The following is a 24,467-nucleotide window of genomic DNA, read 5'->3' on the forward strand; positions in this document are numbered from 1 at the left end:
CATTCCGGCACGGTAGCACTCGGACTTTGCGTGCACAGTTCCAGTCTCGGCGCCTCAAGCAGTCAGCGGATGGCGATGACGCGCGCAGCGACCTCGACGGCAGCGGCTCGAAACTGCAGTTATCGTGCACGTCACTCGAACTTTCGCGCGGTAACTACAGTTTCGGCGTTTGGCTCTGCCAGACTTCACCCATGTCGACACAGTTCGAGACCCTGCTCTACAAGACCGACGGTCCCGTTGCGACGATCACGCTGAACCGCCCCGAGCACCTCAACACGATCGTCCCGCCGATGCCCGACGAGATCGAAAAGGCCATCGGACTGGCGGAGCGCGATCCCGCGATCAAGGTGATCGTGCTGCGCGGTGCGGGTCGGGCGTTCTCCGGCGGCTACGACTTCGGCGGCGGCTTCCAGCACTGGGGTGACGCGATGAACACCGATGGGCGATGGGATCCCGGCAAGGACTTCGCGATGGTCAGCGCCCGCGAGACCGGCCCGACGCAGAAGTTCATGGCGATCTGGCGGGCGTCGAAACCCGTGATCGCCCAGGTGCACGGCTGGTGCGTCGGCGGCGCCAGCGATTACGCGCTGTGCGCCGACATCGTGATCGCCAGCGACGACGCGGTCATCGGCACGCCGTACGCCCGCATGTGGGGTGCCTATCTGACCGGTATGTGGCTTTACCGGTTGTCGCTGGCGAAGGTGAAGTGGCATTCGCTGACCGGTGAGCCGTTGACCGGAAAGGAAGCTGCCGCAGTTGAACTCATCAACGAGTCGGTGCCGTTCGAGAATCTCGAGGCGCGTGTCGCCGAGATCGCCGCGAAGCTCGCGAACATCCCGCTGTCGCAATTGCAGGCGCAGAAACTGATCGTCAATCAGGCTTACGAGAACATGGGGCTCGCGTCGACGCAGACGCTCGGCGGCATCCTCGACGGGTTGATGCGCAACACCCCGGATGCGCTCGAATTCATCGACACCGCATCGAATCAGGGTGTGCGCGCCGCGATCGAGCGCCGGGACGGTCCGTGGGGCGACTACAGCCAGGCGCCTCCGGAGCGCAGGCCCGACCCGTCACACGTCATCGAGCCCTAGTCGCGTCGGCGCAACCCGCCGAGCATGGAAACCAGCACCCCGAACACCACCAGCGCACCGCCCGCGGCCAGCGTCAGGTTCAGCCACTGATGCATGCTGTCCTCGGCGTGGCTGACCATGGCCTCGGCGACCTGACGGATGTCGCCTGTGGTGCGGTCCAGCGCGCGGTTGACGAACCGGCGTGCCACCTCCAGTCCCGCCCAGCCAGCTGCGCCCACGATCAGCGCTGAAACACCCAGCGCGGCAAGGGCTTTACCGCGGGCACGGGCAGCCGCCAACGTCAGCAGTGCGAAAACCGCGGCCAACACCGTCGTACCGATGCTCACCCACGGGCCCCACGTCGACAACGGCCGCAACTGGCCCGGCCGCAACCCCGACGATTCAGGCACCGTGATTGGCACGGTGAGCGTGGCGGGCACGTCGAGGTTGAGATTGCCCAGCGTCTCCTTCAGCGACGGGTCGGACAGCATCGGGGCGACGTCGATCAGCCAGCGGTCGTCGGTGCCCTCCTGTCGGCGGATCTCGTCGGTGAACATCCAGGTGTGCACGATCCGGTTCGCCTGCGCGAACTGGCCGGGGAATCCGGCGTTCTGGGTGTACTGGGTGGTGACCCCGCGGACCAGGTCCGGGTTGAGGTCATAGCCCTCTTTCGACCCCAGCGACACGATCTGCGTGGTCAACTCCGAGGCCATCGCCTGCTGAAGGTTCGGGTCCTTGGCGGCCGACTGTGCGAACGACGCGTAGCCGTCGGCGTCGACGATGTTCTTCTGCGCCCACATGGCGGGCAACGCCGCCGCCAGCGCGACCGTCGTGACGAGCCACAGGAACACGGTCGCCACGAACCGCACGCGTCCTCCTTGTCGGGGCAGGCTCCTCTGTTGTCGTAGTCGAACTTACTTGGCGATGCGGCGAGGGGTGATCAGCGCCAGCTTCGTCATCAGTTTGTTCATCCGCTTCAGCGCCTTCTGCGAATTGTTGTAGTAGTTGCCGCCCGCGCCGACGTTGGTGCGGGGCGCCACCACGACCTCCTGGCGGCAGAATTTGCGCAGCCCGTCGGCGCCGCCGAACCGCGCCCCGATACCCGAGGTCTTCCAGCCACCCATCGGGGCCGTCGTGCACATCAGGTTGGAGATCACGTCGTTGACGTTGACGGCACCGCAATCCAGTTGCACTGCAACGGCTTTAGCGCGTTCGATGTCTTTGGAGAACACCGAGGCGGACAACCCGTACGGGCTGTCGTTGGCCAACCGGACAGCCTCCTCGACGCTGGCGACCTTCATGATGGGCAGCGTCGGGCCGAAGGTCTCCTCGGTCATGCAGAGCATCGAGTGGTCGACGTCGACCAGCACCGTCGGCGGGTAGAAGCTGCCGGGACCGCCGGGCCGCTTGCCGCCGGTGAGCGCCCTGGCGCCCTTGGCTTTGGCGTCGGCGACGTGGCGGTCGGTGACCGCGACCTGGCTGTCGTCGATCTGCGCGCCGACGTCGTAGCCTTCGCCCGCGCCCATCTTCAGGTTGTTGACGTCACGCACGACCGCCTTGACGAACTGGTCGTACACGGACTCGAGCACGTACACCCGCTCGACCGACACACACGTCTGCCCGGCGTTGAAGAATGCGCCCCACACGGCGGCGTGCGCGGCGAGGTCGATGTCGGCATCGTCCAGCACGATCATCGGATCCTTGCCGCCGAGTTCCAGGCTGACCGGGGTGAGCCGACGCGCGGCGCGTTCCATCACCTTGGCGCCGGTCGCGCTGGACCCCGTGAACTGGATGTAATCAGAGTTGTCGACCACCGCTTCGACGGCTTCGCGTGCGCCCTGCACGATGGCCATCACCTCGGGTGCGCCGCAGTCGAGCCAGCCGCGCAGCAGCAACTCAGCGGTCAGCGGGGTGCGCTCCGACGGCTTGAGCAGCACCGCACATCCGGCGGCCAGGGCTGCGATGCCGTCCATCAGCAGGTTGGCGACCGGGTAGTTCCACGGCGCGACGATGCCGACCACCGGGCGGGGCCGGTAGTGCACCTCGACCTTCTTGATCGCCAGGAACGGCAGCGACGCGGGCCGGGTTTCCGGCGCCAGCGCCTTCTCCATGGTCTTGACGTAATAGGACGCAACCATGATCAGCAGCGGCACCTCTTGCGCGGCGTCGGTGGCCGACTTGCCGGTCTCCTTGATCAGTAGCGCCTCGATCTCGTCGCGGTGCTCACCCATCCACACGGCGTAGCGGGCCAGCACCTTGGCGCGGCTCTTCGCGCCGCGCGCTTCCCACTGCTTCTGCGCCTCGCGCAGGCCCGCCGCGATGCGTGGCACGTCCGCGGGGTCGGTCCAGCGCACCTTTCCAGCCACCGCGCCGGTAGCGGGGTTGCGGATGGTGCTGGTGTCGGGCACGTCAACGTCAGGAGTCGCCGTCATTGCCTCATGGTAACCATCGGCTGTGACCCAGATCGCACCGGGGTTGACAGGTGTCAAGTTCGGTGGGGTTTGCGTCCCAATACGAGGGCCGCCGTGCACACGATCGCCGTGCCGAGCAACGCACCGCCGACGGTGTCGGTGAAGTAGTGAAACGTCGCGCCGACACCCACGACGGCGAGTAGTGAATACGCGCCAGCCAGCAGCACCGCCCACCACGCGGCGCCGGCCACCAGCAGGACCATGCCCAGCACCGCGACAACCGTCGCCGTATGTCCGCTGGGATACGCATACGCCGGACCACGTTCACGGCCGAACAGGGGCTTGAGTAGGCGGGCCAGCGCCATCGCCAGGAGCGGACACGCCACCGTCGCCGCGGCCAGCCGCCATTGATGGCGGTAGTTCGTGACCGCCAGCGTGGCGAGCACGATCAGCACCAGCAGCCGCTGGTCGGCCAGGTACCGCAGCTGGCGTACCGGGCCACTGCCCGCGTGGTGAAACCAATCGTCCAACTCCGTAGAGCCGCTGCCCACCGCAAGGCCGAGGAACACCATGGCCACCAGTGCAACTGGTGGCCATGCGCGAATTGCGGTGTGCAGGCTCAGACGATTCCCCGCACGTACGCCGCCTGGCCGAGGTGCTGCGCTGAGTCGTCGATGATGCTGACCAGGCGGACGCTGGCGGTCACGGGCGGATTCCAGTTGGTGTCGACCACGCGGTTCAACTCCTCCGCGGTGACCGAGGCGATGTACTCCAGCGTCACCTTGTGCACCGCGTGGTAGTAGCCGGCCAACAGGTCGGCCGACGCGCGCACCTTGCCCACTTCCTCGGGGGTGTGGCCGTATCCGTGCGCATCCCGCGGCAGGTCGAGCCCGAACCGGTCCACCCAGCCGTCACGCGTCCACACCTGCTCGATGCCTGCGATATCGCAGAGTTGGGAGTCATGCTGGCGGGCGGCATGCCAGATGAGCCAGGCGATGCTGTTCGCGGTGCCGGTCGGGCGGAAGAACGCGACCTCGTCGGTCAGACCGTCGGTGAGGTCCTCGACGTGCTCGATGAGTCGGGTGAACGCGTCGCGCAACAGTTCTCTGACCGCGGCCAGATCGGAATCAACCATGCCTCGACCGTACCGAGGTCACTCCTGTGGCCGCGCGCCGTGGAACACCGCCTCGACGTTGTTGCCGTCGGGATCGCGAACGAACGCGCCGAAATAACCGGGGTGATACTCCGGCCAGAGCCGCGGTGCATGCAGCGATTCGGCCCCTAGTTCGAGCGCCGCGTCGTAGAACGCCTTGACGGCATCGGCGTCGGCGGCCTGGAAGGCGACATGGTTCTCCCGATTGGGCCCGGACGCGTCGCCCGCAGTCATATCGGCGATCCAGAAGTCCGGCTTGCCGTCGGTGCCGTATCCGATGGCGACCTGGAAATCCATCTGCCGGGAGTAGCCCAGCACGCCAAGTACCTTGTCGTAGAACGCCTTCGACTTGTCCCAGTCCGCGCAGTTGATTCCAAGGTGGTCGATCATCGGCTCATCCTTCCTGTCGGCCCAGGTGATAGCCCAGACGCATCTCGTAATCGCCGGCCTGGTTGCGCCCGGCAGCCAGCGCGGCCGGGAGCCGTCGCTGCGAACCGGGCCAACTGAAGGAGTCGAAGTAGATGTCGGAGGACGACTTGATGTCGTCGGCGGACGGCAGCGTGTACCGGTTGATCTGTTGTTTGACGGCCGCGATGGACTCCTTGTCGAAGGACGCGATCCGCCGGGCCAACGTGTCCACCAACCCGTCCAGTTCGCCGTCTTCGACGGTGCGGTTGACCCATCCGTACCGCTCGGCCAATTCACCGGAGTAGTCGTCGCTGGACAGCGCCACCTCAAGGGCTCGCGCCCGGCCGAGCAGGAGGGGCAGATGCTCGAGGCCACCGCCGCCGGGCAGATTCCCGTTCGCAGTTTCCGGCTGGCCGAACAACGCGAGCCGGCTGGCGAAGCGCATGTCCATCGCCTGGGTGAACTCGTTGCCAACGCCACGCAGCCTGCCGCGGATCTTGGCGATCGACACCACCGGCATCCGGGACAGCCGCACGTTGATGTCGATGACCAACGGATATCCGGTCACGCCAAGGTCTTTGGGCGTCTCGGCCACCCGTGACGTATCGTAGTGGTTCAAGAAGTAGTCCGGATTCGCGGACTCGAAGACGACCACCCGCAACTCGGGTGTGGATTCCATCCGGTCGATCAGCGCAGGCAAATCGACGAGCATCTCCGGGGTGACGAGGTTGATCGGCGGGTTGTCGAACACGACCCGCCACAGCCGATCGCTCTCTTCGATTACCGAGAAATGTGTCCAGTGACTCACAGCTGACCCCTTCCCTCCGCATCCTGGCACGGGGGGCTGTGTGAGTCGTACATTCAGCTCATGGCGTACGAATTGATCATCCGAAACGGCACCATCGTCGACGGCCTCGGCGGGCAACCGTACGTCGGTGATGTGGCGGTTTCGGATGGCGTGATAGCGGCGGTCGGCACCGTCGAAGGCACGGGGACGCGCGAGATCGACGCAACCGGACTGCTGGTCACCCCCGGCTTCGTTGATCTGCATACGCACTACGACGGGCAGGCCATCTGGTCGGACCGCATGACACCGTCGTCGGCCCATGGGGTGACGACGGCCGTGATGGGCAACTGCGGCGTCGGATTTGCGCCGTGCCGCCGCGAGGACCACGAGGTGCTGGTGGACGTGATGGCCGGTGTCGAAGACATCCCGGGTGTGGTGATGGTCGACGGGCTGCCGTGGGACTGGGAGACGTTCCCGGAGTACCTCGACGCGCTGGATTCGCGCGCCCGCGATATCGACGTCGCGGCGTATCTGCCGCACTCCCCGCTGCGGGTGTATGTGATGGGTCAGCGCGGCGCCGACCGGGAACCGGCGACCGACGACGACCTCAAGCAGATGCGGCTGCTGGCCAAAGAAGCCGTCGAGGTCGGTGCGCTTGGCTTCGCGTCGTCGCGGTTCTCGTTCCACAAGACCGCCAGCGGTGAGCTGATCCCGACTTACAACGCGGCGCAGGCCGAGATCGACGCGATCGCGTCCGGTATCGCCGAGGGCGGCGGCGGGTTGATTCAGTTCGTGCCCGATATCGCGGCCGGTGGTTATGCCAATGTGCTGCAACAGGTTTTCGAGGCCGCGCAGGACAACGGGTTGCCGGTGACGTTCACGCTGGCCACCGGAAACTCGGGAGACCCGATCTGGCCCGACGCCATCACGCTGGTCGAGAAGTACAACTCGGTCGGCGACCCCGACGCTGCGATCACCGCGCAAATGTTCCCGCGCCCAATCGGTTTGGTGATCGGGCTGGAGCTGACGGGCAATCCGTTCGTGTTCTATCCGAGCTACCAGGAGATCGCGGATCTGCCGCTCGCGGAGCGGGTCGCCGAGATGCGCAAGCCCGAGGTGCGGGCGCGCATCCTCGCCGACAAGCCCGCGGACGGCGGACATCCGCTGCTGTACCTGGCGCAGGCCTGGAATTGGATCTTCCCGCTGACCGACGACCCGAACTACGAGCCGGATGCGTCGACGTCCATCGCGGCACGCGCTCAGGCCCGCGGCGTCAGCCCCATGGAGGAGGCGTACGACCGACTGCTCGACGACGACGGTCACGCGATGCTGCTGGTCGCGATGGCCAACTTCGAGAACAACTCGCTGGACACCGTCGGTGAATTGATCCGTCGAGATGACGTCGTGCTCGGGCTCGGCGACGGCGGCGCGCACTACGGAATGATCTGCGACGCAAGCTATCCCACGTTCGTGCTGGCGCACTGGGCGCGCGACAGGGCGAAGGGCAGGCTGGACGTCGCCGAAGCGGTCCGGATGATGACGTCGGTGCCGGCACGCGTCGCAGGACTGGCCGATCGCGGACGAATCGCGGTGGGCTACAAGGCGGATCTCAACGTGATCGACCATGCGGCGCTGCGGTTGCACAAGCCGGTGATCACCCACGACCTGCCCGCGGGCGGGCGGCGGTTGGACCAGTCCGCGGACGGCTATGTGGCGACGGTGGTTTCCGGTCAGGTGATCGCGGAGAACGGCAAGCCGACCGATGCCCGGCCCGGCCGACTGGTGCGCGGTCGGCAGGCTGCGCCGGCGCGATGAGCGTCAAGGTCGATGTCGATCAGCTGGCGGATGCGCTGGCCGACTTCACGTTCGCCTATCTGATCACCGTCGGCGACGATTTCCGGGCGCACACCGTCGCAGTGCAACCGCGGTTGGTGGACGGCGTCCTCGACGTCGGCTCGATCGGCAACAGCACGCGCAAAAACGTCGGCAAGCACGACGGCGTGACGTTGGTATGGCCGCCGAGTGAGCCGGGCGGTTACACGCTGATTGTCGACGGCCAGGGCCAGCCGACTGAGGATGCGCTGCACGTCGTGCCGACCCGCGCGGTGTTGCATCGGCCCGCCACGGCGGACACTCCGGCGACAAACCCAGGCTGCCTGCACGATTGCGTCCCACTGGGGGGTTGAGGGACCGACCCCCGGTAGTCAGAAGCAGTGCGCCACCAACCACCAGGGGTCAGTCCACGGGAAAGCTCAGGCCCCTTTCCCGTGATGCGAATGCTCCGAGCCGCGACCCTTGTTCGGGTGCTCGGATCCCCGGCCGTTGTTGGGGTGGCCCGAGCCCTGACCGTTGCCGGGTTTGTTGGGCTGCGCCGGCGGAGCAACCGGTCCGGGCGCCTGCAACCCCGGCAACTGCGGCCCGGTCACCCGTGGCACCGAAGACCCAGGCGGAACCACCGGACCCGGAGCCTGCAACCCCACCAACTGCGGCCCACTCACCGACGGCACCGAAGACCCAGGCGGAACCACCGGACCCGGCGCCTGCAACCCCGGCAACTGCGGACCGTCGTTACCCGGCTCTGCAGCATGCGCGACGGACGACAACCCCAGCATTGCCAAGGCTGATGTCGCACCAGTGAATCCCCACAAAAGAACGCGCTTCATGTCTCTCCTGATTTCTTGGTGTCAACTGTGGGTGCGCAGGCAGCTTCCTGCGTACCTCCGGTCTGCCGGCCGCAGCGTGCTCACCGCCGACACCTTCCTTAACCGCGGTCGCATCCGAATTGGCGCGCTGTTGAGGGTTTTGTCTCAAAAGCGGGCGAAGAGGTTTAAAACGCGAAAAGCCATGTCGAGCAAACCTATTCGCGAAGATACTCTTCGATTGACGTTCTTTTTGTTCGTTTACTTGATTTTCTTGTTCGATTGCTGCATGCTGACTGTGTGCTCGAAACCCAGTACGCGACCGGCGTCCCCCGGCGGAACATCGAGACAGCGCTCACCAACGCCGGCCTGGACCTCGCACGCCTCGAGGCCGCGGAACTGGCGCCGCTGGAGGACTTCCACACCATGGGCCGCATTGCGACCCATCAACTGCTCGACCTGCTCGACATCAGTGGCCGCGAGCATGTGCTCGACGCCGGTTGCGGCGTGGGCGGTACGGCCCGGTTCGTCGCCGATCGCTACGAATGTCGGGTCAGCGCAGTGGATTTGACCGACGAGTACTGCGAGACCGCCCGCTGGCTCAACGGCCTCGTCGGATTGGACGGTCGAATATCGGTTCCGCGAGCCGACGTGACGGATTTGCCGTTCGCCGATGCCACCTTCGACGTCGTCGTCAGCCAGCACGTGCAGATGAACGTCTTCGACAAGGGCCGACTCTATGCAGAAGCGGGCCGGGTGCTTGTCGACGGCGGGCGACTTGCGTTGTGGGACATCGCATCTGGCGGCAAAGGCGAACTCGACTTCCCGCTGCCCTGGGCTGACCATCCCGGGCAGAGTCACCTCGTCACGCCGGACCAGCTGCGCGCCAGCGTCGAGGCCGCCGGGTTCACAGTCGAGCATTGGGCAGATCTCAGCGCTCAGGCCGCCACCGTGATGCAGACGTTTCTGACGCTGCCCACCAACCCGCTGGGGTTGCACGCGTTCGTTGCCGACTTCGCGACCAAGGCCACGAACCTCGCGGCCGCGCTCGCCGACGGCAGGCTGCACGCCATCCAGGCCGTGGCCCGCCGAATGTGAGGTTGTGTCACGCGAATCGCGAAAAACGCGTGCGGGTAACCCACGTTCGCCGGAAAATAAGCCACACACGAAAAGGCCCGGGGTGCCGAAGCACACCCGGGCCTTTTCGTAAAGGACTTAGAAGTCCATGCCGCCCATGCCACCGGTCGGGTCGGCCGCACCAGCCGGAGCCTTCTCCGGCTTGTCGGCGACGACCGCCTCGGTGGTCAGGAACAGCGCCGCGATGGACGCCGCGTTCTGCAGCGCCGAACGCGTCACCTTGACCGGGTCAGCGACGCCCGCCTTGAGCAGGTCCTCGTACTCACCGGTGGCGGCGTTCAGGCCGGTGCCGGCAGGCGAGTTCTGCACCTTCTCGGCGACAACGCCGGGCTCGAGCCCACCGTTGAAGGCGATCTGCTTCAGCGGAGCCGAGAGCGCCACACGAACGATGTTCGCACCGGTGGCCTCGTCGCCGGTGAGCTTGAGCTCGTCCAGCGCCGGGGCGGCCTGCAACAGCGCCACACCACCACCGCTGACGATGCCCTCCTCGACGGCGGCCTTGGCGTTGCGCACCGCGTCCTCGATGCGGTGCTTGCGCTCCTTGAGCTCCACCTCGGTGGCAGCACCGGCTTTGATCACCGCAACACCGCCTGCCAGCTTGGCCAGGCGCTCCTGCAGCTTCTCACGGTCGTAGTCGGAGTCGCTGTTCTCGATCTCGGCGCGGATCTGCGCAACGCGGCCTGCGATGGCCTCGCTGTCACCGGCGCCCTCGACGATGGTGGTCTCGTCCTTGGTGACGACGACCTTGCGGGCGCGGCCCAGCAGCGACACGTCGGCGTTCTCGAGCGAGAGACCGACCTCTTCGCTGATGACCTGACCACCGGTGAGGATGGCCATGTCCTGCAGCATCGCCTTGCGGCGGTCACCGAAGCCCGGAGCCTTGACGGCGACGGACTTGAAGGTGCCGCGGATCTTGTTCACGACGAGCGTGGAGAGCGCCTCGCCCTCGACGTCCTCGGCGATGATCAGCAGCGGCTTGCCCGACTGAATGACCTTCTCCAGCAGCGGAAGCAGATCCTTGACCGTCGACACCTTCGAGCTGACCAGCAGGATGTACGGGTCCTCGAGGACCGCTTCCTGACGCTCGGCGTCGGTGACGAAGTAACCCGAGATGTAGCCCTTGTCGAAGCGCATACCCTCGGTCAGCTCCAGCTGCAGGCCGAAGGTGTTGCTCTCCTCGACCGTGATGACGCCCTCGTTGCCGACCTTGTCCATAGCCTCGGCGATCAGCTCGCCGATCTGGGTGTCAGCGGCGGAGATGGCGGCGGTCGCAGCGATCTGCTCCTTGGTCTCGACCTCCTTGGCCGACTTCAGCAGCGTCTCGGTGACCTTCTCGACGGCCTTCTCGATGCCGCGCTTGAGCGCCATCGGGTTGGCACCGGCCGCGACGTTGCGCAGACCCTCGCGCACGAGCGCCTGGGCCAACACGGTGGCGGTGGTGGTGCCGTCGCCCGCGACGTCGTCGGTCTTCTTGGCAACTTCCTTGACCAGCTCAGCGCCGATCTTCTCGTACGGGTCCTCCAGCTCGATCTCCTTGGCGATGGACACACCATCGTTGGTGATCGTGGGGGCGCCCCACTTCTTCTCCAGGACGACGTTGCGACCCTTGGGCCCCAACGTCACCTTTACGGCGTCGGCGAGGCTGTTCAGGCCCCGCTCGAGGCCCCGACGGGCCTCTTCGTCATACGCAATTGTCTTGGCCATTGCGAAGTGTTTCCTCCGGATTGGGGATGCACGTCTTGTTGGTCGGGCGCAGTGCCCGCGACGGACGGCTGGGGATGTGCTCCGCGCCCCGGCCTCACCGTCCCGACCTAGCACTCACCGGTCGCGAGTGCCAACTGCATTCTTAGCACTCGACCAGGGCGAGTGCAAGGTCACTGAGGCTGTTCGGAGGCCCCACTCTTCGATTCAGCGCTCAGCGGACCCTTGCGCCGTTCGGCACGCCGTTCCGCGACCCTCGTCGTCGGCTCGCGCAGGCTGCGCTCCACCCGGTCGCGCAGGCGCTTGCGCCGCTTCGGAGTGTCGGCCGCCTTCTTCGACACCGACGCTTGCGCACCGTCGCGGGCCTGCTGCTGGCCCTGCACATTGCGGTGAATTCCGCCGTTGGCGAGATACGGACGGGTGTCCCCCGGCTTGTCGTGGCGACGATATCCGGCGTCGACGATCGGACGAAGAATGCGATCGGCCTGATCGACGATCTTGTCGGGGACCCCGATGAGGCGGAACACCTGCGTCAGCGGCAGCTGTGGGGTCGGAACGAAATGCGTCACGACGGTCCCGCCCGCGCTGTTCGTCGTGGTGGTGGTGTTCGCCTTCGGCACGTTGGCCGGATTGGTGGCCGAGATCGGCGGCCCGTGCACGAAGGCCGCTCCCATCACCGCATTGGCGAGTGAGATCAGGTTCCACGGCCGATCGGGCGGGTCGGCCCAGAAGTCGTACTCACCGATGACGATCGTCGTGTGATACGGCGACTCAGGAACCCGGCTCACCCGGTAGTTCAGCAGCGGGATGAAGGTGCCCACCGTGAACCACTTCGCGACGCCGGCCTCGGGCGGAGCGATCAACACGAATCTGATGTCGTCCTTCGACGGGGGCTCGGCGCTGTCCGCGAGTTTCCTGGCGAGTCTGGACGCGACCACACTGCCCATCGATTCACCGATCACGACGACCGGGCCGTCGATCTTGTCGACGACGCGTTGCGCCCGCGCGACGCCCTCACGCAGCGCGCGGTCCGCGTCCAGCGCATTCTGCGAATATTCGACCAATTGCGGGTGGGGGTCGTCGTGGAAGTTGATGCCGATGACCGGATACGTCAGCGCGACCAACGGGTACAGCGGGTTGATCTCCTTGAAGACAGTCGCGCCCGGGATCAGCACCGCTTCCTCGGCGTGCCCGGCGGCACTCGTTGCGGTGACACCGCCCAGCGCGAGGAAGGCAACTGTTAGCGCGGAGACTGTCCGCTTCATCCAACTCGCCATGTCGCCCCCCCAATGACGCCAGCGTCAACGATGTGAAGGGTAACCCGGCCGGCTGCCGCTACGTGGCGTTACGCCCGCAACCCGTCCAGGACGACCTCCGTCAGCCGCTCGGCCGCCTCGGCGTTGTAGCTTTGGATCGCCTGCGCCCCCACCATCAGCGCCTTCACATCGCGCACGTCCAGATCGCAGCGCACTGTGCCCGCCTTCTGCCCGGCCCGCAGCAAATCCCCGAGCAATCCCAGAAAGGCTTCTTCGGCTTCGGGCACGGCGGTCTTCACGTCGACGCAGATTCCGGCCAGCGCCTCGGCGAGGCCGCGGTCGGTCGCGCCCCATTGCAGCACCATCGACCGCAGGAAGGCATACAGCGCCTCGCCGGGGTCCTTGGAGGCCAACAGCTCGCGGCCCTCGGCGACGATGCGGTCGATGCGGTCCTCGACCACCGCGCGGTACAGGTCCTCCTTGGTCGGAAAGTGCCGGTAGACGGTGCCCGCACCGACGCCGGCCCGACGGGCGATCTCGTCGATCGGCACGCCGAGTCCCTCGGCGGCGAAGGTGTCGTAGGCGACCTCCAGCACGCGCGCACGGTTGCGCGCCGCGTCAGCGCGCATCGGGCGGGCGGTTTCAGTCATCTAAGCACCTAGGGAATAGATAAACGGGGCGTGCGTTCCGTATATTCGACATCAAACGGAGCCGCCGCCCCGTTTACCCACATTTTAGGAGATCGCCATGAGCAGGTGGACCACAAACGACATCCCCGACCAGACGGGCCGCGTCGCCGTCGTCACCGGCGCCAACACCGGACTGGGTTACGAGACCGCGACCGCGCTCGCCGCCAAGGGTGCGCATGTGGTGATCGCCGTCCGCAATCTCGAGAAGGGCAAGGCCGCCGCCGACTTGATCGCACGGGCCAACCCCGGAGCCAGCGTCGCCATTCAAGAACTCGACCTGTCCGCACTGGACTCAGTGCGCGCGGCCGCCGACCAACTGCGCGCGGACTACTCGTCGATCGACCTGCTGATCAACAACGCCGGGGTGATGATGCCGCCGAAGTCGACCACCAAGGACGGCTTCGAATTGCAGTTCGGCACCAACCATCTGGGCCACTTCGCGCTGACCAATCTGCTGCTCGACCGCCTGGTCACCACGCCCGGCTCGCGCGTGGTGACCGTCAGCAGCGTCGGGCACCGCTTCGCCAGGACCGGAATCAACTTCGACGATCTGCAATCCGACCGCGAGTACAGCCGGCTGCGCGCGTACGGGCAGTCCAAGTTGGCCAATCTGATGTTCACCTATGAACTGCAGCGGCGCCTACAGGGCACCAACACCATCGCCGTCGCGGCGCATCCGGGCGGCTCTAAAACCGAACTGGTCCGCAACCTGCCGCCCCTCATTGCGGCGGCGGCCAGGCTCCTCGAGCCGGTGATGCAGGGCGCCGACATGGGTGCGCTGCCGACGCTGCGCGCAGCCACCGACCCCGGCGTGATCGGGGGACAGTACTTCGGGCCGGACGGGTTCTCCGAGCAACGCGGTTACCCGAAGGTGGTGGCGTCCAGCAGGGTGTCGCACGACACCGACGCGCAGCGCAGGCTGTGGACGGTGTCGGAGGAACTGACCTCGGTGATGGCGCCGGTCGGCTGAGCTGAGCTGGGCCACAGCCGATTCCCAGCCCGGCGCGCCACAGTGAGGCGGTGAGCGTTCCGGGATTGGGTCCGTTGCCGCTGTCGGCTTTCGACGACCCGGCGTGGCTACTGCTGCTGCTCGCTCCGGCGGCGCTCCTGGGACTGTATGTCGCCACCCAGGCGCGGCGGCGGCGGCGACTGCGCCGGTTCGCCACCGTGGGCGCCACCGCACCGTCGTCACCGTGGCGACACCTTCCGATGACCGTACTGCTGATCGCGCTCATCCCGCTGAGCGTCGCACTGGCGCAACCCACCCGCGATGTCCGCGTGCCGCGCGATCGCGCCGTCATCATGCTCGTCATCGACGTGTCGCGGTCGATGATGGCGACGGATCTGGCGCCAACCCGGTTGGTGGCCGCCGAGCACGCCGCGCAACAGTTCGCCAAGCAGGTCACACCGGGGGTGAATCTGGGCCTGATCGCGTTCGCCGGCACCCCCAACGTGCTGGTGGCGCCCAGCCCCGATCATCAGCTCACGATCGACGCGCTCGACAAGTTGCAGCCCGCCGACAGCACCGCCACCGGCGAAGCGATTTTCTCTGCGTTGCAGTCGATCACGACCGTCAACGCGGTGCTCAAAGGACCCGGTGACAAACCGGCGCCCGCCACCATCCTGCTGCTGTCCGACGGCAAGGAGAACAAGCCCGACAATCCCAACAACCCCGAAGGCGCCTACACCGCGGCGCGCGCCGCCAGCCAGCAGGGCGTCCCGATCTCCACGATCGCGTTCGGCACGCAGACCGGACATGTGGAACTCGAGAACGACAGGGTGGACGTGCCGGTCGATGACGACATGATGAAGATGATCGCGCACCTCTCGGGCGGCCAGACGTCGGATGCGGCAACGATCGACGAGCTCAACTCCAGGTTTCGCGCCGCCGAGGACCAACTCGGCTACCAGACCCAGCGCGGTCCGGCCAGCGCTGGATGGTTGCGCCTCACAGTCGTCATCCTCAGCATCGGTGCGGTTCTCAGCCTGGCCATCAACCGCCGCCTGCCTACTTAGCCCGGCGGCCGGCGCGGCCATAAGCGCATCGTCGAATTACCTGAGAGCCAACCGGTCTCCGGCCGATCATGTGAACTAGCTGCGCCTTGGCTTGGGAAACCATGCGACCGTGGTTATTAGATTGCGATCGTCGTTCTAGGGTCGGCCACAGCCCGTTCGGTATGTCGGCGACACCCGCCTGGCGTTTCACCCATCCACGAATGGAGAGTCGATGGCCAGCAGGGAAACTCGGCGGATGTGATTGCCCGATAGCGATTTGGCAAATCGCTGGACAGTTATACCTTGCCGTTGCGTTTCCGCAGCGCAGTTCTGTGCGATGAAATCTCTAGGCGCGCCGAGTAGTTGTGGATGTTGTGAAGATGGCGGAAATGCCCGAAACGTTTTATGCCCAAAGTGCAGACACGCACTTGGCGTATCAGGTTATCGGTGATCGCGGCCCCGATCTGCTGTTCATCCCGACGGCCTGCACTCCCATCGACTTGCTCTGGGACGAGCCTACTGTCGCTGCACATCTTCGACGTCTGGCGTCATTCTCTCGCCTCATCGTGACCGATCTGCTCGGAGTCGGTAGTTCGGACGCGGTGTCGACCAGGGACCTGCCCGCGTTGCAGTCATGGATAGACGGACTCATCGCGGTGCTCGATTCGGTCGGAAGTGAGTGCGCCACCGTGTTCGCGGCTGCCGAATCTGCCTTACCCGCGATGTTGTTGACCGCTAGCCATCCCCATCGCGTCCGCTCCCTCATCCTGTGGGGGGCCTTCGCACGGTTTTCCAGAGGACCGGGCTACCCGTTCGGTATGCCGGAACATGCGCTCAACGAACATGTGACTGCCGTTGGGCAAGCCTTCGGCACCGGTGCTACAGCGGATGTGCTGGCGCCCAGTTGGATTGATCTCGGCCAGCGGAGACGCTGGTGGGCGCGCGGCGAGCGCCTCTCTGGCGGTCCCGGATACTTCAAACAGATCTACGAGCTGTATGTGCGCAGCGATGTACGTCCAGCACTTGACAGTATTCAGGCTCCAACGCTCCTGTTGCAGCGCCGGGGTGATCGCCATGTGCGTGCGGAGCATGGACGGTATCTCGCCAAGCGGATTCCACACGCTCGTCTTCTGAATCTGGAAGGCGAAGATCACATGTGGTTCGCCGGTGACGCTCACATTGCGTTCGACGAGATCGAAGCGTTCGTGACCGGGAGACGCAGTGTGACGCCCAGTGACAGAGTCCTGGCGACTGTCCTGTTCACTGACATCGTCGAATCAACCTCGCGGGCAGCGGAACTGGGCGACCACGCGTGGACCTCCACGCTGCGCGAGCACAATTCCATCGTCGAAACGCACGTTGCCGATGCGAAAGGAAGAGTCGTGAAGTTCACCGGCGATGGTGTTTTCGCAACCTTCGACGGACCGGCGCGGGCGATTTCATGCGCGTGTGCAATTCGGGACTCGGTGCAAGAACTCGGGCTCAGTGTTCGTGTCGGGATGCACACAGGTGAGGTCGCGATGGTCGACGATGACGCGCACGGCATCGCCGTGCACATCGCTGCACGGATCATGGCGCTTGCAGAACCTGGGGAGGTCTTGGTTTCCGCCGCCGTACCGCCGCTGGTCCTCGGATCTCGCATCAGATTCAGCGATCGCGGTTGCCACGCACTCAAGGGCGTGCCGGGCCGATGGGACGTGCACGCCGTGCAGAGTGCACGTTGAGCGGGACAAAGGCGCCGCGGACGGCGAAATCCCTTACTCACCTGAATCATCAGCCTTAGCGCCGTGCGCCGGGCCGAGTCGACGGCCTCCGTTTGCGCGTCTGCATCCGACATGGCGCGGGCGATCGAAATCGCTCCCACCATGAGCGACAGGCGTCGCCGATGCCTCCATCATGCTCGATCGCCGAGAAGGCGGCAGACCTGCGGAAAACCGAAGGCCGCCTGTCTAGTCCGGCAACCGTTGGTTGAGCAGTGCGGCGGCGGCCAACGCGGCGATCAACGCCAAGGCGCCCAATCGAATCCACCCGGCACTCGCGTCGCCTGCGACCACCTGGTAGCCGATGATCTGCTGCAGCGACGCGTACACGCTGTTCAGCTTGTCCAGACTGTCGGCGTGAAACGCTTCGCCGCCTGATATCTCGCTGATCTTCTGCAGGGTCGAATCGTCGACCGGCACCGGAATGTCCTGATCGTCGAGTTTGACTGTGCCATCCGGTGTTCCGAACGAAATGGTCGAGATGCCGACACCCTGTTCCTTGGCGGCGTGTGCGGCCGTGAACGCCCCGCGGGGGGCGTCGGGCTCACTCGGCACGGTCTCCTTGCCGTCGGACTCCAACACGATGCGTGCCGGAGGCGGACCGTCGCCACCGCCGAGCACCGCCGTGGTGGCCGCGATCGCCTGCAGCGCGGTGAAGATGCCCTCCCCCGTCGCGGTGCGTTCGGCGGCCTTGAGGGTGTCGATGGCGGCCTTGACTGCGCCGCGGTCCGTCGTCGGCGCCATCAAAAGCGTTGCGGTGCCCGCGTACTCGACAAGTCCCAGATTGATGCCTGGCGTCAGCTCATCGGCGAACCGCTTGCCCGCCTCTTTGGCTGCGGTCAACCGGTCGGGTGCGACGTCGGTGGCGACCATCGACTCGGAGACGTCGATGACGAGCATCACCACCGCGCGGTTGCGCGGGACGCGGATGTCGTGCGTCGGGCCTGCCATCGCGGTGGTCAGCAGGGCCAGCGAGGCCACCAGCAGCGCGGCGGGCAGATGCCGCCACCGACGCTGGCGCCGCGGCGCCACCGACTGCAGCAACTCCAGGTTGGCGAAGCGCAGCACTCGCCGCCGCCGCACCCGCTGCGCCACAAGGTATCCCACGACCAGCGCGGCGATCGCGACGAAGAACAACAGGAACCACGCGTTGGCAAACCCCGACACCGCGAGCGTGCCGAGCAGCGGCACGGTCATGCCCGCCCCAGCCGGTCGCGCAGTTGCGGATCGTTCTGCCACCACAGCCCCGACGGCTCCTCGGCCGTCTCGAGTTGGGCGTCGACTTCGGCATCGACGATGGCCGCCCGGTTCTCCTCGTCCGCACGGAAGAACCGCATCAGCACGATGATGAACACGACTCCGAGCGCGTCACCGACGAGCCAGAGAATGCCCGCGCCGATCGCCTGGTCGACGTGCGTGCTCGGCCCCCACTGTCGCCGCGCGTAATAATCAGCGGCGACCACCGGGCCCAACCACAGCACGATGCCCAGCAGACCGTCGCCGATCGACTCGACGATGCTGATCACCAGCGAGATCAGCTGGGAGTACCTGCGCGGCACCGGATCGGTCTGCAACCGCGCGTAGTAATAGCCAAAACCGACCAGCACCAACAACAGTCGGGTCGCTGCGGCGAGCGCATTGTTGTGCAGCGTGGCCGGATACCACGGGGTCAGGTACAGCAGCCACGGCGTGGCCAGCATCGCCACCGACGTGGTCGCGGGATGAAAGACCACACGTGCCGCGGGTGTCGCGACCACTCGGTCCAACCGCCACACCGTGACCGGCCTGCCCATCGCCACGAAGAACGGCACGACGAACAGCAGCAGCAACACCTGCAGCGCCCGCACCCAGAACAACGTGCGGTCGTAGACGCCGACGAAGCTCATGGTCGCCACCGCGATCAGCACCAGGCCGACGGCGAAACACCACGCACACCTGGCGGGCACCGCGGTGCGACGCCGCGCCCACGCGTAACCGACGCCTGCCGCGGCGATCAGCACCACCGCAGCGCCGTCCCATTGCCAACTGGTCAGGGCCGAGGACCACGTCAACGGCGCCGGTTCCATAGCACGCCACTATGCGTGCGCGACCTGTACGACTGCTGTGTCGGTGGTGCGCGGTTGCTCCAAGGCGCATCGCTAGGCTTGGTTGCGATGTCTCTGATCGTGCCGCCGTACCCGCCAGCGCGTTACACCAAGGACCAACCCGAAGTCAGCGCATGGCTGCGCTCAGGGGATCAACCGCCGGACTACGAGTCCTTCGGGCTGGTGAAGTACCACTATCTGGCCAACCAGCAGGCCACCGGCGGCGACTACGGCCTGTACCGGGTGGACATCGCGCCCAACGGCGGCGGCCCCGGCCCCCACTTCCACCGCGCGATGTCCGAGGCGTTCTTCGTGCTGTCGGGGACGGTCAAGCTGTACGACGGCCGCGACTGGACCGACGGGCGTACGAACGATTTCCTCTACGTTCCGCCCGGCGGTATCCACGGTTTCCGCAACGAGGCCGACGAGCCGACGTCGCTGCTGATGCTGTTTGCTCCCGGTGCGCCGCGTGAACACTACTTCGAGGGGTTCGCCCAGCTCGGCGAGATGTCGGACGAAGAGCGCAGGCAGTGGTTCATCGCCAACGACAACTTCTTCGTCGAGTGACACGCCGACGACACGCTACCGAACGTGCGCGGCCGTAAACCCTTGCGTTAGGCTGCTGTCCGATCAGTGAGGAGTCTTGGGTGCGGGCATATGCTGCGCCCGACACCCAGGCTTTGCGGGGCTGGCAGCGTCGGGCATTGGTGCGCTATCTGGGCGCCAAACCGCGCGACTTCCTCGCCGTCGCCACGCCGGGCGCGGGCAAGACGACGTTTGCCTTGCGGATCGCCGGCGAGCTGCTGGCCGACGGCACCGTCGAGCGCGTGACCGTCGTCGTACCCACCGAACACCTCAAGACGCAGTGGGCGCAGGCCGCCGCGAGGGTCGGCATCGCGCTCGACCCGAAGTTCTCCAACTCGTCGGCGCAGACGTCGTCGGAGTATCACGGTGTCGTCGTCACCTACGCACAGGTGGCCAGCCACCCGACCCGGCACCGGGTCCGCACCGAGAACTACCGCACGCTCGTGGTCTTCGACGAGATCCACCACGGCGGGGACGCGAAGAGTTGGGGCGACGCCATCCGGGAGGCCTACGCCGACGCGACCCGCCGCCTGGCGCTGACCGGGACGCCGTTCCGCAGCGACGACAGCCCCATCCCGTTCGTCACCTACGAACCCGACGGCGACGGCCTGATGCGTTCGCACGCCGACCACACCTACGGTTACGCCGAGGCGCTTGCCGACGGGGTGGTCCGGCCGGTGGTGTTCCTGGCCTACTCGGGGGAAGCGCGGTGGCGTGACAGCGCCGGCGAGGAACATTCCGCGCGCCTCGGTGAACCGCTGACCGCCGAGCAGACCGCACGGGCCTGGCGCACCGCGCTGAACCCGGCCGGCGAGTGGATCCCCGCCGTGCTGCAGGCCGCCAACACCCGCCTGACGCAGCTTCGCGAGGGCGGCATGCCCGACGCGGGCGCGATGGTGATCGCCTCGGACCAGACCGCTGCCCGCGCCTACGCCGCGGAGTTGACGAAGCTGACGGGCCAGACGCCGACCGTGGTGCTCTCGGATGATCCCGGGTCGTCGGCACGCATTGCGGAGTACTCGGCGGGCACCAGCCCGTGGCTGGTGGCGGTGCGGATGGTGTCCGAGGGCGTCGACGTGCCCCGACTGGCGGTCGGGGTGTATGCGACCAGCGCGTCGACGCCGCTGTTCTTCGCCCAGGCGATCGGCCGGTTCGTCCGGTCGCGGCGACCCGGCGAGACGGCCAGCATCTTCCTGCCGTCGGTGCCCAACCTGCTGCTGCTGGCCAGTGAGATGGAGGCCCAGCGCAACCACGTGCTCGGCAAGCCGCACCGCGAGTCCGAAGGCGACGAGGAGTACGTCGAGCGGCGCAAGTCCGAGCCGAGCGAACTGGACAACGGCTTCGAATCGTTGGGCGCCGACGCCGAACTGGATCAGGTGATCTTCGACGGCTCGTCGTTCGGCACCGCTACTCCGGCGGGCAGCGAGGAGGAGGCCGACTATCTCGGCATCCCCGGGCTGCTCGATGCCGACCAGATGCGGGATCTGTTGCGGCGCAGGCAGGATGAGCAGTTGTCGAAGCGGACCGCGACGGGTGAGGTGCCGCGGCTGTCGACGCACAGCCAGCTGCGGGAACTGCGGCGCGAACTCAACACACTGGTGTCGATCGCGCACCATCGCACCGGTAAGCCGCACGGCTGGATCCACAACGAGCTGCGCAGGTTGTGCGGCGGCCCGCCGATCGCGGCCGCGACGACCGATCAGCTCAAGGCCCGCATCGAAGCGGTGCGCACCCTGCAGGCCTAGAAGAAGCTGTCGTCCTCGGTGGTCACCTCGCCGCCCGCGCCTGCGAGTTCGCCCGTGGCGCCGGGGCCGTAGTCCGCCGCCGCGGGACCGTCCTCGCCGACCGGATTCAGCGAGTAGTTGGGGTCCGCACCGGGGCCGTACGCGCTGACGCCGGAGCCCGCCGCCTCCTCCGCGGCCGAACCACCGTAATCCGATGTACCCCAATAGCCGTCGGCACCGGAATACTGCGCCTGCTCACCGGCGGTCTGGTCGGGCTCAGCCTCTTCCGCAGGCCCGATGTCGACCTGCCAGTCGTTCTGCATAGAGTTCTCGCCGAGGCTGTAGCTTTCCGTCGCGCCCACTTCACCGCTCGCTCCTGCGAGCTCACCCGTGGCGCCGGGGCCGTAGTCCGGCGCCGCGGGACCGTCCTCGCCGACCGGGTTCAGCGAATAGTTCGGATCCGCACCCGGCCCGTATGCGCTCACGCCCGAGCCTGCCGCCTCCTCCGCGGCCGAACCACCGTAATCCGATGTCCCCCAATAACCATCGGCGCCCGAGTACTGCGCCTGCTCACCGGCGGTCTGGTCGGGCTCAGCCTCTTCCGCCGGCCCGATGTCGACCTGCCAGTCGTTTTTCATCGGGTTCTCGCCGAGCGTCCCGGCATCGCCGAACACATCGCTGCCCGCACTGGGCCCGCCGTCGTATTCGCCGCCTGCCCCATAACCTTGCGCCTGCTCGCCGGCGGTCTGAGCTATCCCGTCGGCCATCGGATCGGGATGGATGATGCCCGAGGGCGGCGAATCGGTACCGGGATGCGACGGTTCCATTGGGCCGTTGGTGTCCCAATTCTCCTTGTCGTCCACGATGATTCCGGCGGCCGACTTGAGGTCGGGTCCTGCGATACCGTGCTCGTTGACGTAGGTGCCGAGGTCGAAATTGGGGTCCGTGAAGTCGCTGCCACTGGCATTCGCATCCGGCGTCGTCGGATCGGCAACCGATTGCGCCATGCCGGCCAGCGTCTCCTTCGCCTCGTGCACGGTTTCCCGCACGCTGTCGGGGGCCAGGTCAGCCACGGCCCTGGCGGCCTCGCCGAACGGATCGTTGATGAAATCACTTATGGACATCTGCGCTCTCCTATCGCGATGGATGTGTCAGTCATCCGACGGCCACCACCGCGGGTGCTGCTTGGGGTGATGCCGGGCTCCCGGCCGCGGCACCGGGCGACAACTTCGAAATGTGCTCGGAAACAGCACGCAAGATCTTGAGCTGCCGCTCGAGTTCCTTTACCCGCGTGTTGCTCTCGACTTCTTTCAACCGGGCCGAAGCGATCGTCGCCTGCAGCGATTCGTTCAGCGATCGGTTGGCTTGGTTCGCGATCTCGCGGTAGTGGTCGCGCAACTGACGTTGGACCACCTTGAGCCGGTCGCGCGATTCCTTGGTCACCACGAAGGAGACGTCGTCGATGAACTTACGCATGTTCATCTTCGCTTCGCCGCGGGCCCGGTTGAGCCGGTTCTCCTGATCCTCCCTGTAGGCTTTGCGGCCTAGTAGCACACCCGCTCCCACCGCAAGCGGGTTCATCAACGGCAGGCCGGCAAGCGATGTCAGCATGCCGAACATCATCATTCCGCCGTAGGAGCCCCTGACACCGGTTAGTACCTTGTGCCCCTTGCCAATCGGCTTGGCCTCGAGCTTGCCGACAGCTTTCACACCGCCGAAACTGGCGCCGATGTGACCGGCGTTGATCACCGGGGCGTCCACCGACTCGATGCCGGCCTCGGCGAACGTCACACCGACCTCGTCAGCCAGTGCCTGTGCCCGCTGGTACGCCCAGACGAAGTTGTCGCCGACCGCGGTCGCTACCGCGTCCTCCAACTCCGTGGCGAGCTGCACCCAGCACACCGTCGGGTCGCAGCCGTCGATGACATGCTCCGTATGTTGGCTTATCGCTCGGAACCGGCTTCTCAGGTCGTGATCCACATCGCCGGTGAGATCAGCGATTCCGTCGTTGAGCACCTGTTGCCACAGCGCGGTCTGCGCCAGCGCGTCCTGCGCTTCCCGCTTGCGCCGCTCGAGATCCTCCGTCAACTGCTGACGCGCCTTGGGGTCATTGATCGCTTCGAGCTCGGTACTCAACGACAATGTCAAATGCTCAGCAGCCGAGGCGATTTCGTTAAGTACCTGGTCCCGGATGCGATCGTTCTGGCGCGACAGCACCGAATCGGCGAGAAATCGGACGATGGCAGGGAAGTTCGACTCCTCGTTGATTTCGTTGTCGTTGGTCGCGCATGCGTGTGACCGCAGGATCGACGAAACCGGAATCAAGGGGGCGGCGATGCGGGCCCGCTGCAGATGCGTGGTGTTGGCGTAGACGACGTCACGCCAATGCGGGTAGATGTCCGTCTTCGTCGCGATGATCGCTGCGACAGGACACATTTCGAACGCCTGGCGCATGAACGTCATCTCTGGTTCGGTGAACTCCTGGCTCAGGTCGCTGACCATCAGCACGGCGTCGGCGTCGGGCAGCAGGCCGAGGGTCGCCGCCAGGTGCGGCTGCCCGTATCCGCCAACGCCCGGCGTGTCCACCAGAGCCAACCCGCTCTTCAACATCGGGCTCGGCGCGCCCACCTCGACCCGGATCACCTCTCGGCCGCCCGCTTGCGGCGCGCGGCGAAGGTCGCTGCCCAGTTCGTTGGTCGGGATGGCGATGACTTCGGGTTCGGAGTGTTCCGATTCGTCCGGTTGCGCTACGACCAAACGCGCCCAAGGCTTTTCGGAGTAGCTGACCACCGTGGCGACTGCGGTTGACTCGTCATCACCCACCTTGCAGACGTTGAGGTTCAACAAGGAGTTGACCAGCTGGCTTTTACCCTGCTTGAGCTGCCCCGCGACGATCACGCGAATGCGGGGATCGGCTATCCGTGTCCGCGCCCTGGCCAGCCGCTCCGCGAGATCGCCGCGCTCGTTGAGGTCGGCGATCTTCGTGGTGTGGTCGATGAGCTCGACGATCAGCTTGACGTTGCGGGGATCGCCGGCCGGCGTGGTCATCGCCGTGTGGTGGGGAACGT

23 protein-coding genes are annotated in these 24,467 nt (G+C 66.2%); 9 read left to right on the plus strand and 14 right to left on the minus strand.

The genetic code is table 11. The features are described 5' to 3' along the window. Nucleotides 1-191: 191 nt before the first annotated feature. Nucleotides 192-1,091: a crotonase/enoyl-CoA hydratase family protein gene (locus C1A30_RS21570; RefSeq protein WP_101950450.1), complete on the plus strand. Its 900-nt coding sequence runs from the start codon at nt 192-194 to the stop codon at nt 1,089-1,091. On the opposite strand, the gene C1A30_RS21575 is transcribed toward C1A30_RS21570, so the two are convergent. From C1A30_RS21575 to C1A30_RS21600, 6 genes are read right to left on the minus strand one after another with little or no spacing between them, the layout of a single operon-like run. After that, nucleotides 1,088-1,939 carry a hypothetical protein gene (locus C1A30_RS21575; protein WP_101950451.1) on the minus strand — a complete coding sequence of 284 codons (852 nt, stop codon included), beginning with the start codon at nt 1,937-1,939 and terminating at the stop codon, nt 1,088-1,090. The two genes, C1A30_RS21570 and C1A30_RS21575, sit on opposite strands and share 4 nt — an antisense overlap. 45 nt (nt 1,940-1,984) lie before the next feature. Further along, entirely contained in the window at nt 1,985-3,502 is a 1,518-nt protein-coding gene (locus tag C1A30_RS21580) for an aldehyde dehydrogenase family protein (protein ID WP_101950452.1), read from the minus strand. Between the two features lie 53 nt (nt 3,503-3,555). Next, on the minus strand, nt 3,556-4,053 hold the full coding sequence (locus C1A30_RS21585) for a phosphatase PAP2 family protein (protein ID WP_235010347.1): 498 nt from the start codon (nt 4,051-4,053) through the stop codon (nt 3,556-3,558). A gap of 47 nt (nt 4,054-4,100) precedes the next feature. After that, on the minus strand, nt 4,101-4,616 hold the full coding sequence (locus C1A30_RS21590; RefSeq protein WP_101950453.1) for a mycothiol transferase: 516 nt from the start codon (nt 4,614-4,616) through the stop codon (nt 4,101-4,103). A gap of 18 nt (nt 4,617-4,634) precedes the next feature. Beyond that, nucleotides 4,635-5,024, minus strand: a complete 390-nt coding sequence (locus tag C1A30_RS21595; protein WP_101950454.1) for a VOC family protein — start codon at nt 5,022-5,024, stop codon at nt 4,635-4,637. A 4-nt stretch (nt 5,025-5,028) separates the two neighbouring features. After that, complete coding sequence (locus tag C1A30_RS21600; protein ID WP_101950455.1) at nt 5,029-5,850, minus strand: enoyl-CoA hydratase/isomerase family protein; 822 nt, start codon at nt 5,848-5,850, stop codon at nt 5,029-5,031. A gap of 60 nt (nt 5,851-5,910) precedes the next feature. Between C1A30_RS21600 and C1A30_RS21605 the strand changes: the two genes are divergently transcribed. Then, a complete protein-coding gene (locus C1A30_RS21605) occupies nt 5,911-7,644 on the plus strand; it encodes an amidohydrolase family protein (protein WP_101950456.1) in 1,734 nt (577 codons plus the stop codon). Further along, the gene (locus tag C1A30_RS21610; protein ID WP_101950457.1) at nt 7,641-8,015 is read left to right on the plus strand and encodes a hypothetical protein; all 375 of its coding nucleotides are present in this window, start codon (nt 7,641-7,643) and stop codon (nt 8,013-8,015) included. Before C1A30_RS21605 ends, C1A30_RS21610 begins: the two co-directional genes overlap by 4 nt. A gap of 66 nt (nt 8,016-8,081) precedes the next feature. On the opposite strand, the gene C1A30_RS35410 is transcribed toward C1A30_RS21610, so the two are convergent. Then, entirely contained in the window at nt 8,082-8,492 is a 411-nt protein-coding gene (locus C1A30_RS35410) for a hypothetical protein (protein ID WP_142392640.1), read from the minus strand. Nucleotides 8,493-8,768: 276 nt separating this feature from the next. Here C1A30_RS35410 and C1A30_RS21615 point away from each other — a divergent pair, with 276 nt between their 5' ends. Then, nucleotides 8,769-9,566 (plus strand): class I SAM-dependent methyltransferase, encoded by a 798-nt coding sequence (locus C1A30_RS21615; protein WP_101950458.1) that lies wholly within the window; start codon nt 8,769-8,771, stop codon nt 9,564-9,566. Between the two features lie 117 nt (nt 9,567-9,683). On the opposite strand, the gene groL is transcribed toward C1A30_RS21615, so the two are convergent. The 3 genes from groL to C1A30_RS21635 form a co-directional block, all read right to left on the minus strand. Next, nucleotides 9,684-11,309, minus strand: a complete 1,626-nt coding sequence (groL, locus tag C1A30_RS21620; protein ID WP_067805501.1) for a chaperonin GroEL — start codon at nt 11,307-11,309, stop codon at nt 9,684-9,686. Nucleotides 11,310-11,479: 170 nt separating this feature from the next. Then, complete coding sequence (locus C1A30_RS21630; RefSeq protein ID WP_235010135.1) at nt 11,480-12,571, minus strand: alpha/beta fold hydrolase; 1,092 nt, start codon at nt 12,569-12,571, stop codon at nt 11,480-11,482. Nucleotides 12,572-12,651: 80 nt separating this feature from the next. Continuing rightward, nucleotides 12,652-13,212: a TetR/AcrR family transcriptional regulator gene (locus C1A30_RS21635; protein WP_101950460.1), complete on the minus strand. Its 561-nt coding sequence runs from the start codon at nt 13,210-13,212 to the stop codon at nt 12,652-12,654. Nucleotides 13,213-13,309: 97 nt separating this feature from the next. On the opposite strand from C1A30_RS21635, the gene C1A30_RS21640 reads away from it, so the two are divergent. The 3 genes from C1A30_RS21640 to C1A30_RS21650 all read left to right on the plus strand — a co-directional run bounded on the left by C1A30_RS21640 (nt 13,310) and on the right by C1A30_RS21650 (nt 16,970). Then, nucleotides 13,310-14,221: an SDR family NAD(P)-dependent oxidoreductase gene (locus C1A30_RS21640; RefSeq protein WP_101950461.1), complete on the plus strand. Its 912-nt coding sequence runs from the start codon at nt 13,310-13,312 to the stop codon at nt 14,219-14,221. A 50-nt stretch (nt 14,222-14,271) separates the two neighbouring features. Next, the gene (locus C1A30_RS21645; protein WP_101950462.1) at nt 14,272-15,267 is read left to right on the plus strand and encodes a VWA domain-containing protein; all 996 of its coding nucleotides are present in this window, start codon (nt 14,272-14,274) and stop codon (nt 15,265-15,267) included. A 344-nt stretch (nt 15,268-15,611) separates the two neighbouring features. Further along, nucleotides 15,612-16,970 carry an adenylate/guanylate cyclase domain-containing protein gene (locus tag C1A30_RS21650; RefSeq protein WP_235010136.1) on the plus strand — a complete coding sequence of 453 codons (1,359 nt, stop codon included), beginning with the start codon at nt 15,612-15,614 and terminating at the stop codon, nt 16,968-16,970. 225 nt (nt 16,971-17,195) lie between these two features. Here the strand turns inward: C1A30_RS21650 and C1A30_RS21655 are convergent, their stop codons facing one another. Further along, nucleotides 17,196-18,203, minus strand: coding sequence for a VWA domain-containing protein (locus C1A30_RS21655; RefSeq protein WP_101950463.1), 1,008 nt, complete (start codon nt 18,201-18,203; stop codon nt 17,196-17,198). Next, complete coding sequence (locus C1A30_RS21660; RefSeq protein ID WP_101950464.1) at nt 18,200-19,072, minus strand: cytochrome c oxidase assembly protein; 873 nt, start codon at nt 19,070-19,072, stop codon at nt 18,200-18,202. The genes C1A30_RS21655 and C1A30_RS21660 overlap by 4 nt, the downstream gene beginning before the upstream one ends. An 87-nt stretch (nt 19,073-19,159) precedes the next feature. On the opposite strand from C1A30_RS21660, the gene C1A30_RS21665 reads away from it, so the two are divergent. Both C1A30_RS21665 and C1A30_RS21670 read left to right on the plus strand, forming a co-directional pair. After that, complete coding sequence (locus C1A30_RS21665) at nt 19,160-19,657, plus strand: cupin domain-containing protein (RefSeq protein WP_101950465.1); 498 nt, start codon at nt 19,160-19,162, stop codon at nt 19,655-19,657. An 80-nt stretch (nt 19,658-19,737) separates the two neighbouring features. Further along, nucleotides 19,738-21,420, plus strand: a complete 1,683-nt coding sequence (locus C1A30_RS21670; protein ID WP_101950466.1) for a DEAD/DEAH box helicase — start codon at nt 19,738-19,740, stop codon at nt 21,418-21,420. On the opposite strand, the gene C1A30_RS21675 is transcribed toward C1A30_RS21670, so the two are convergent. Next, the gene (locus tag C1A30_RS21675) at nt 21,417-22,523 is read right to left on the minus strand and encodes a hypothetical protein (RefSeq protein ID WP_101950467.1); all 1,107 of its coding nucleotides are present in this window, start codon (nt 22,521-22,523) and stop codon (nt 21,417-21,419) included. The genes C1A30_RS21670 and C1A30_RS21675 overlap by 4 nt on opposite strands. Before the next feature lie 31 nt (nt 22,524-22,554). Next, entirely contained in the window at nt 22,555-24,447 is a 1,893-nt protein-coding gene (locus C1A30_RS21680; RefSeq protein ID WP_101950468.1) for a dynamin-like GTPase family protein, read from the minus strand. Nucleotides 24,448-24,467 lie beyond the last annotated feature (20 nt).

Source organism: Mycobacterium sp. 3519A (genome assembly GCF_900240945.1).
In the GTDB taxonomy this organism is placed as follows: domain Bacteria; phylum Actinomycetota; class Actinomycetes; order Mycobacteriales; family Mycobacteriaceae; genus Mycobacterium.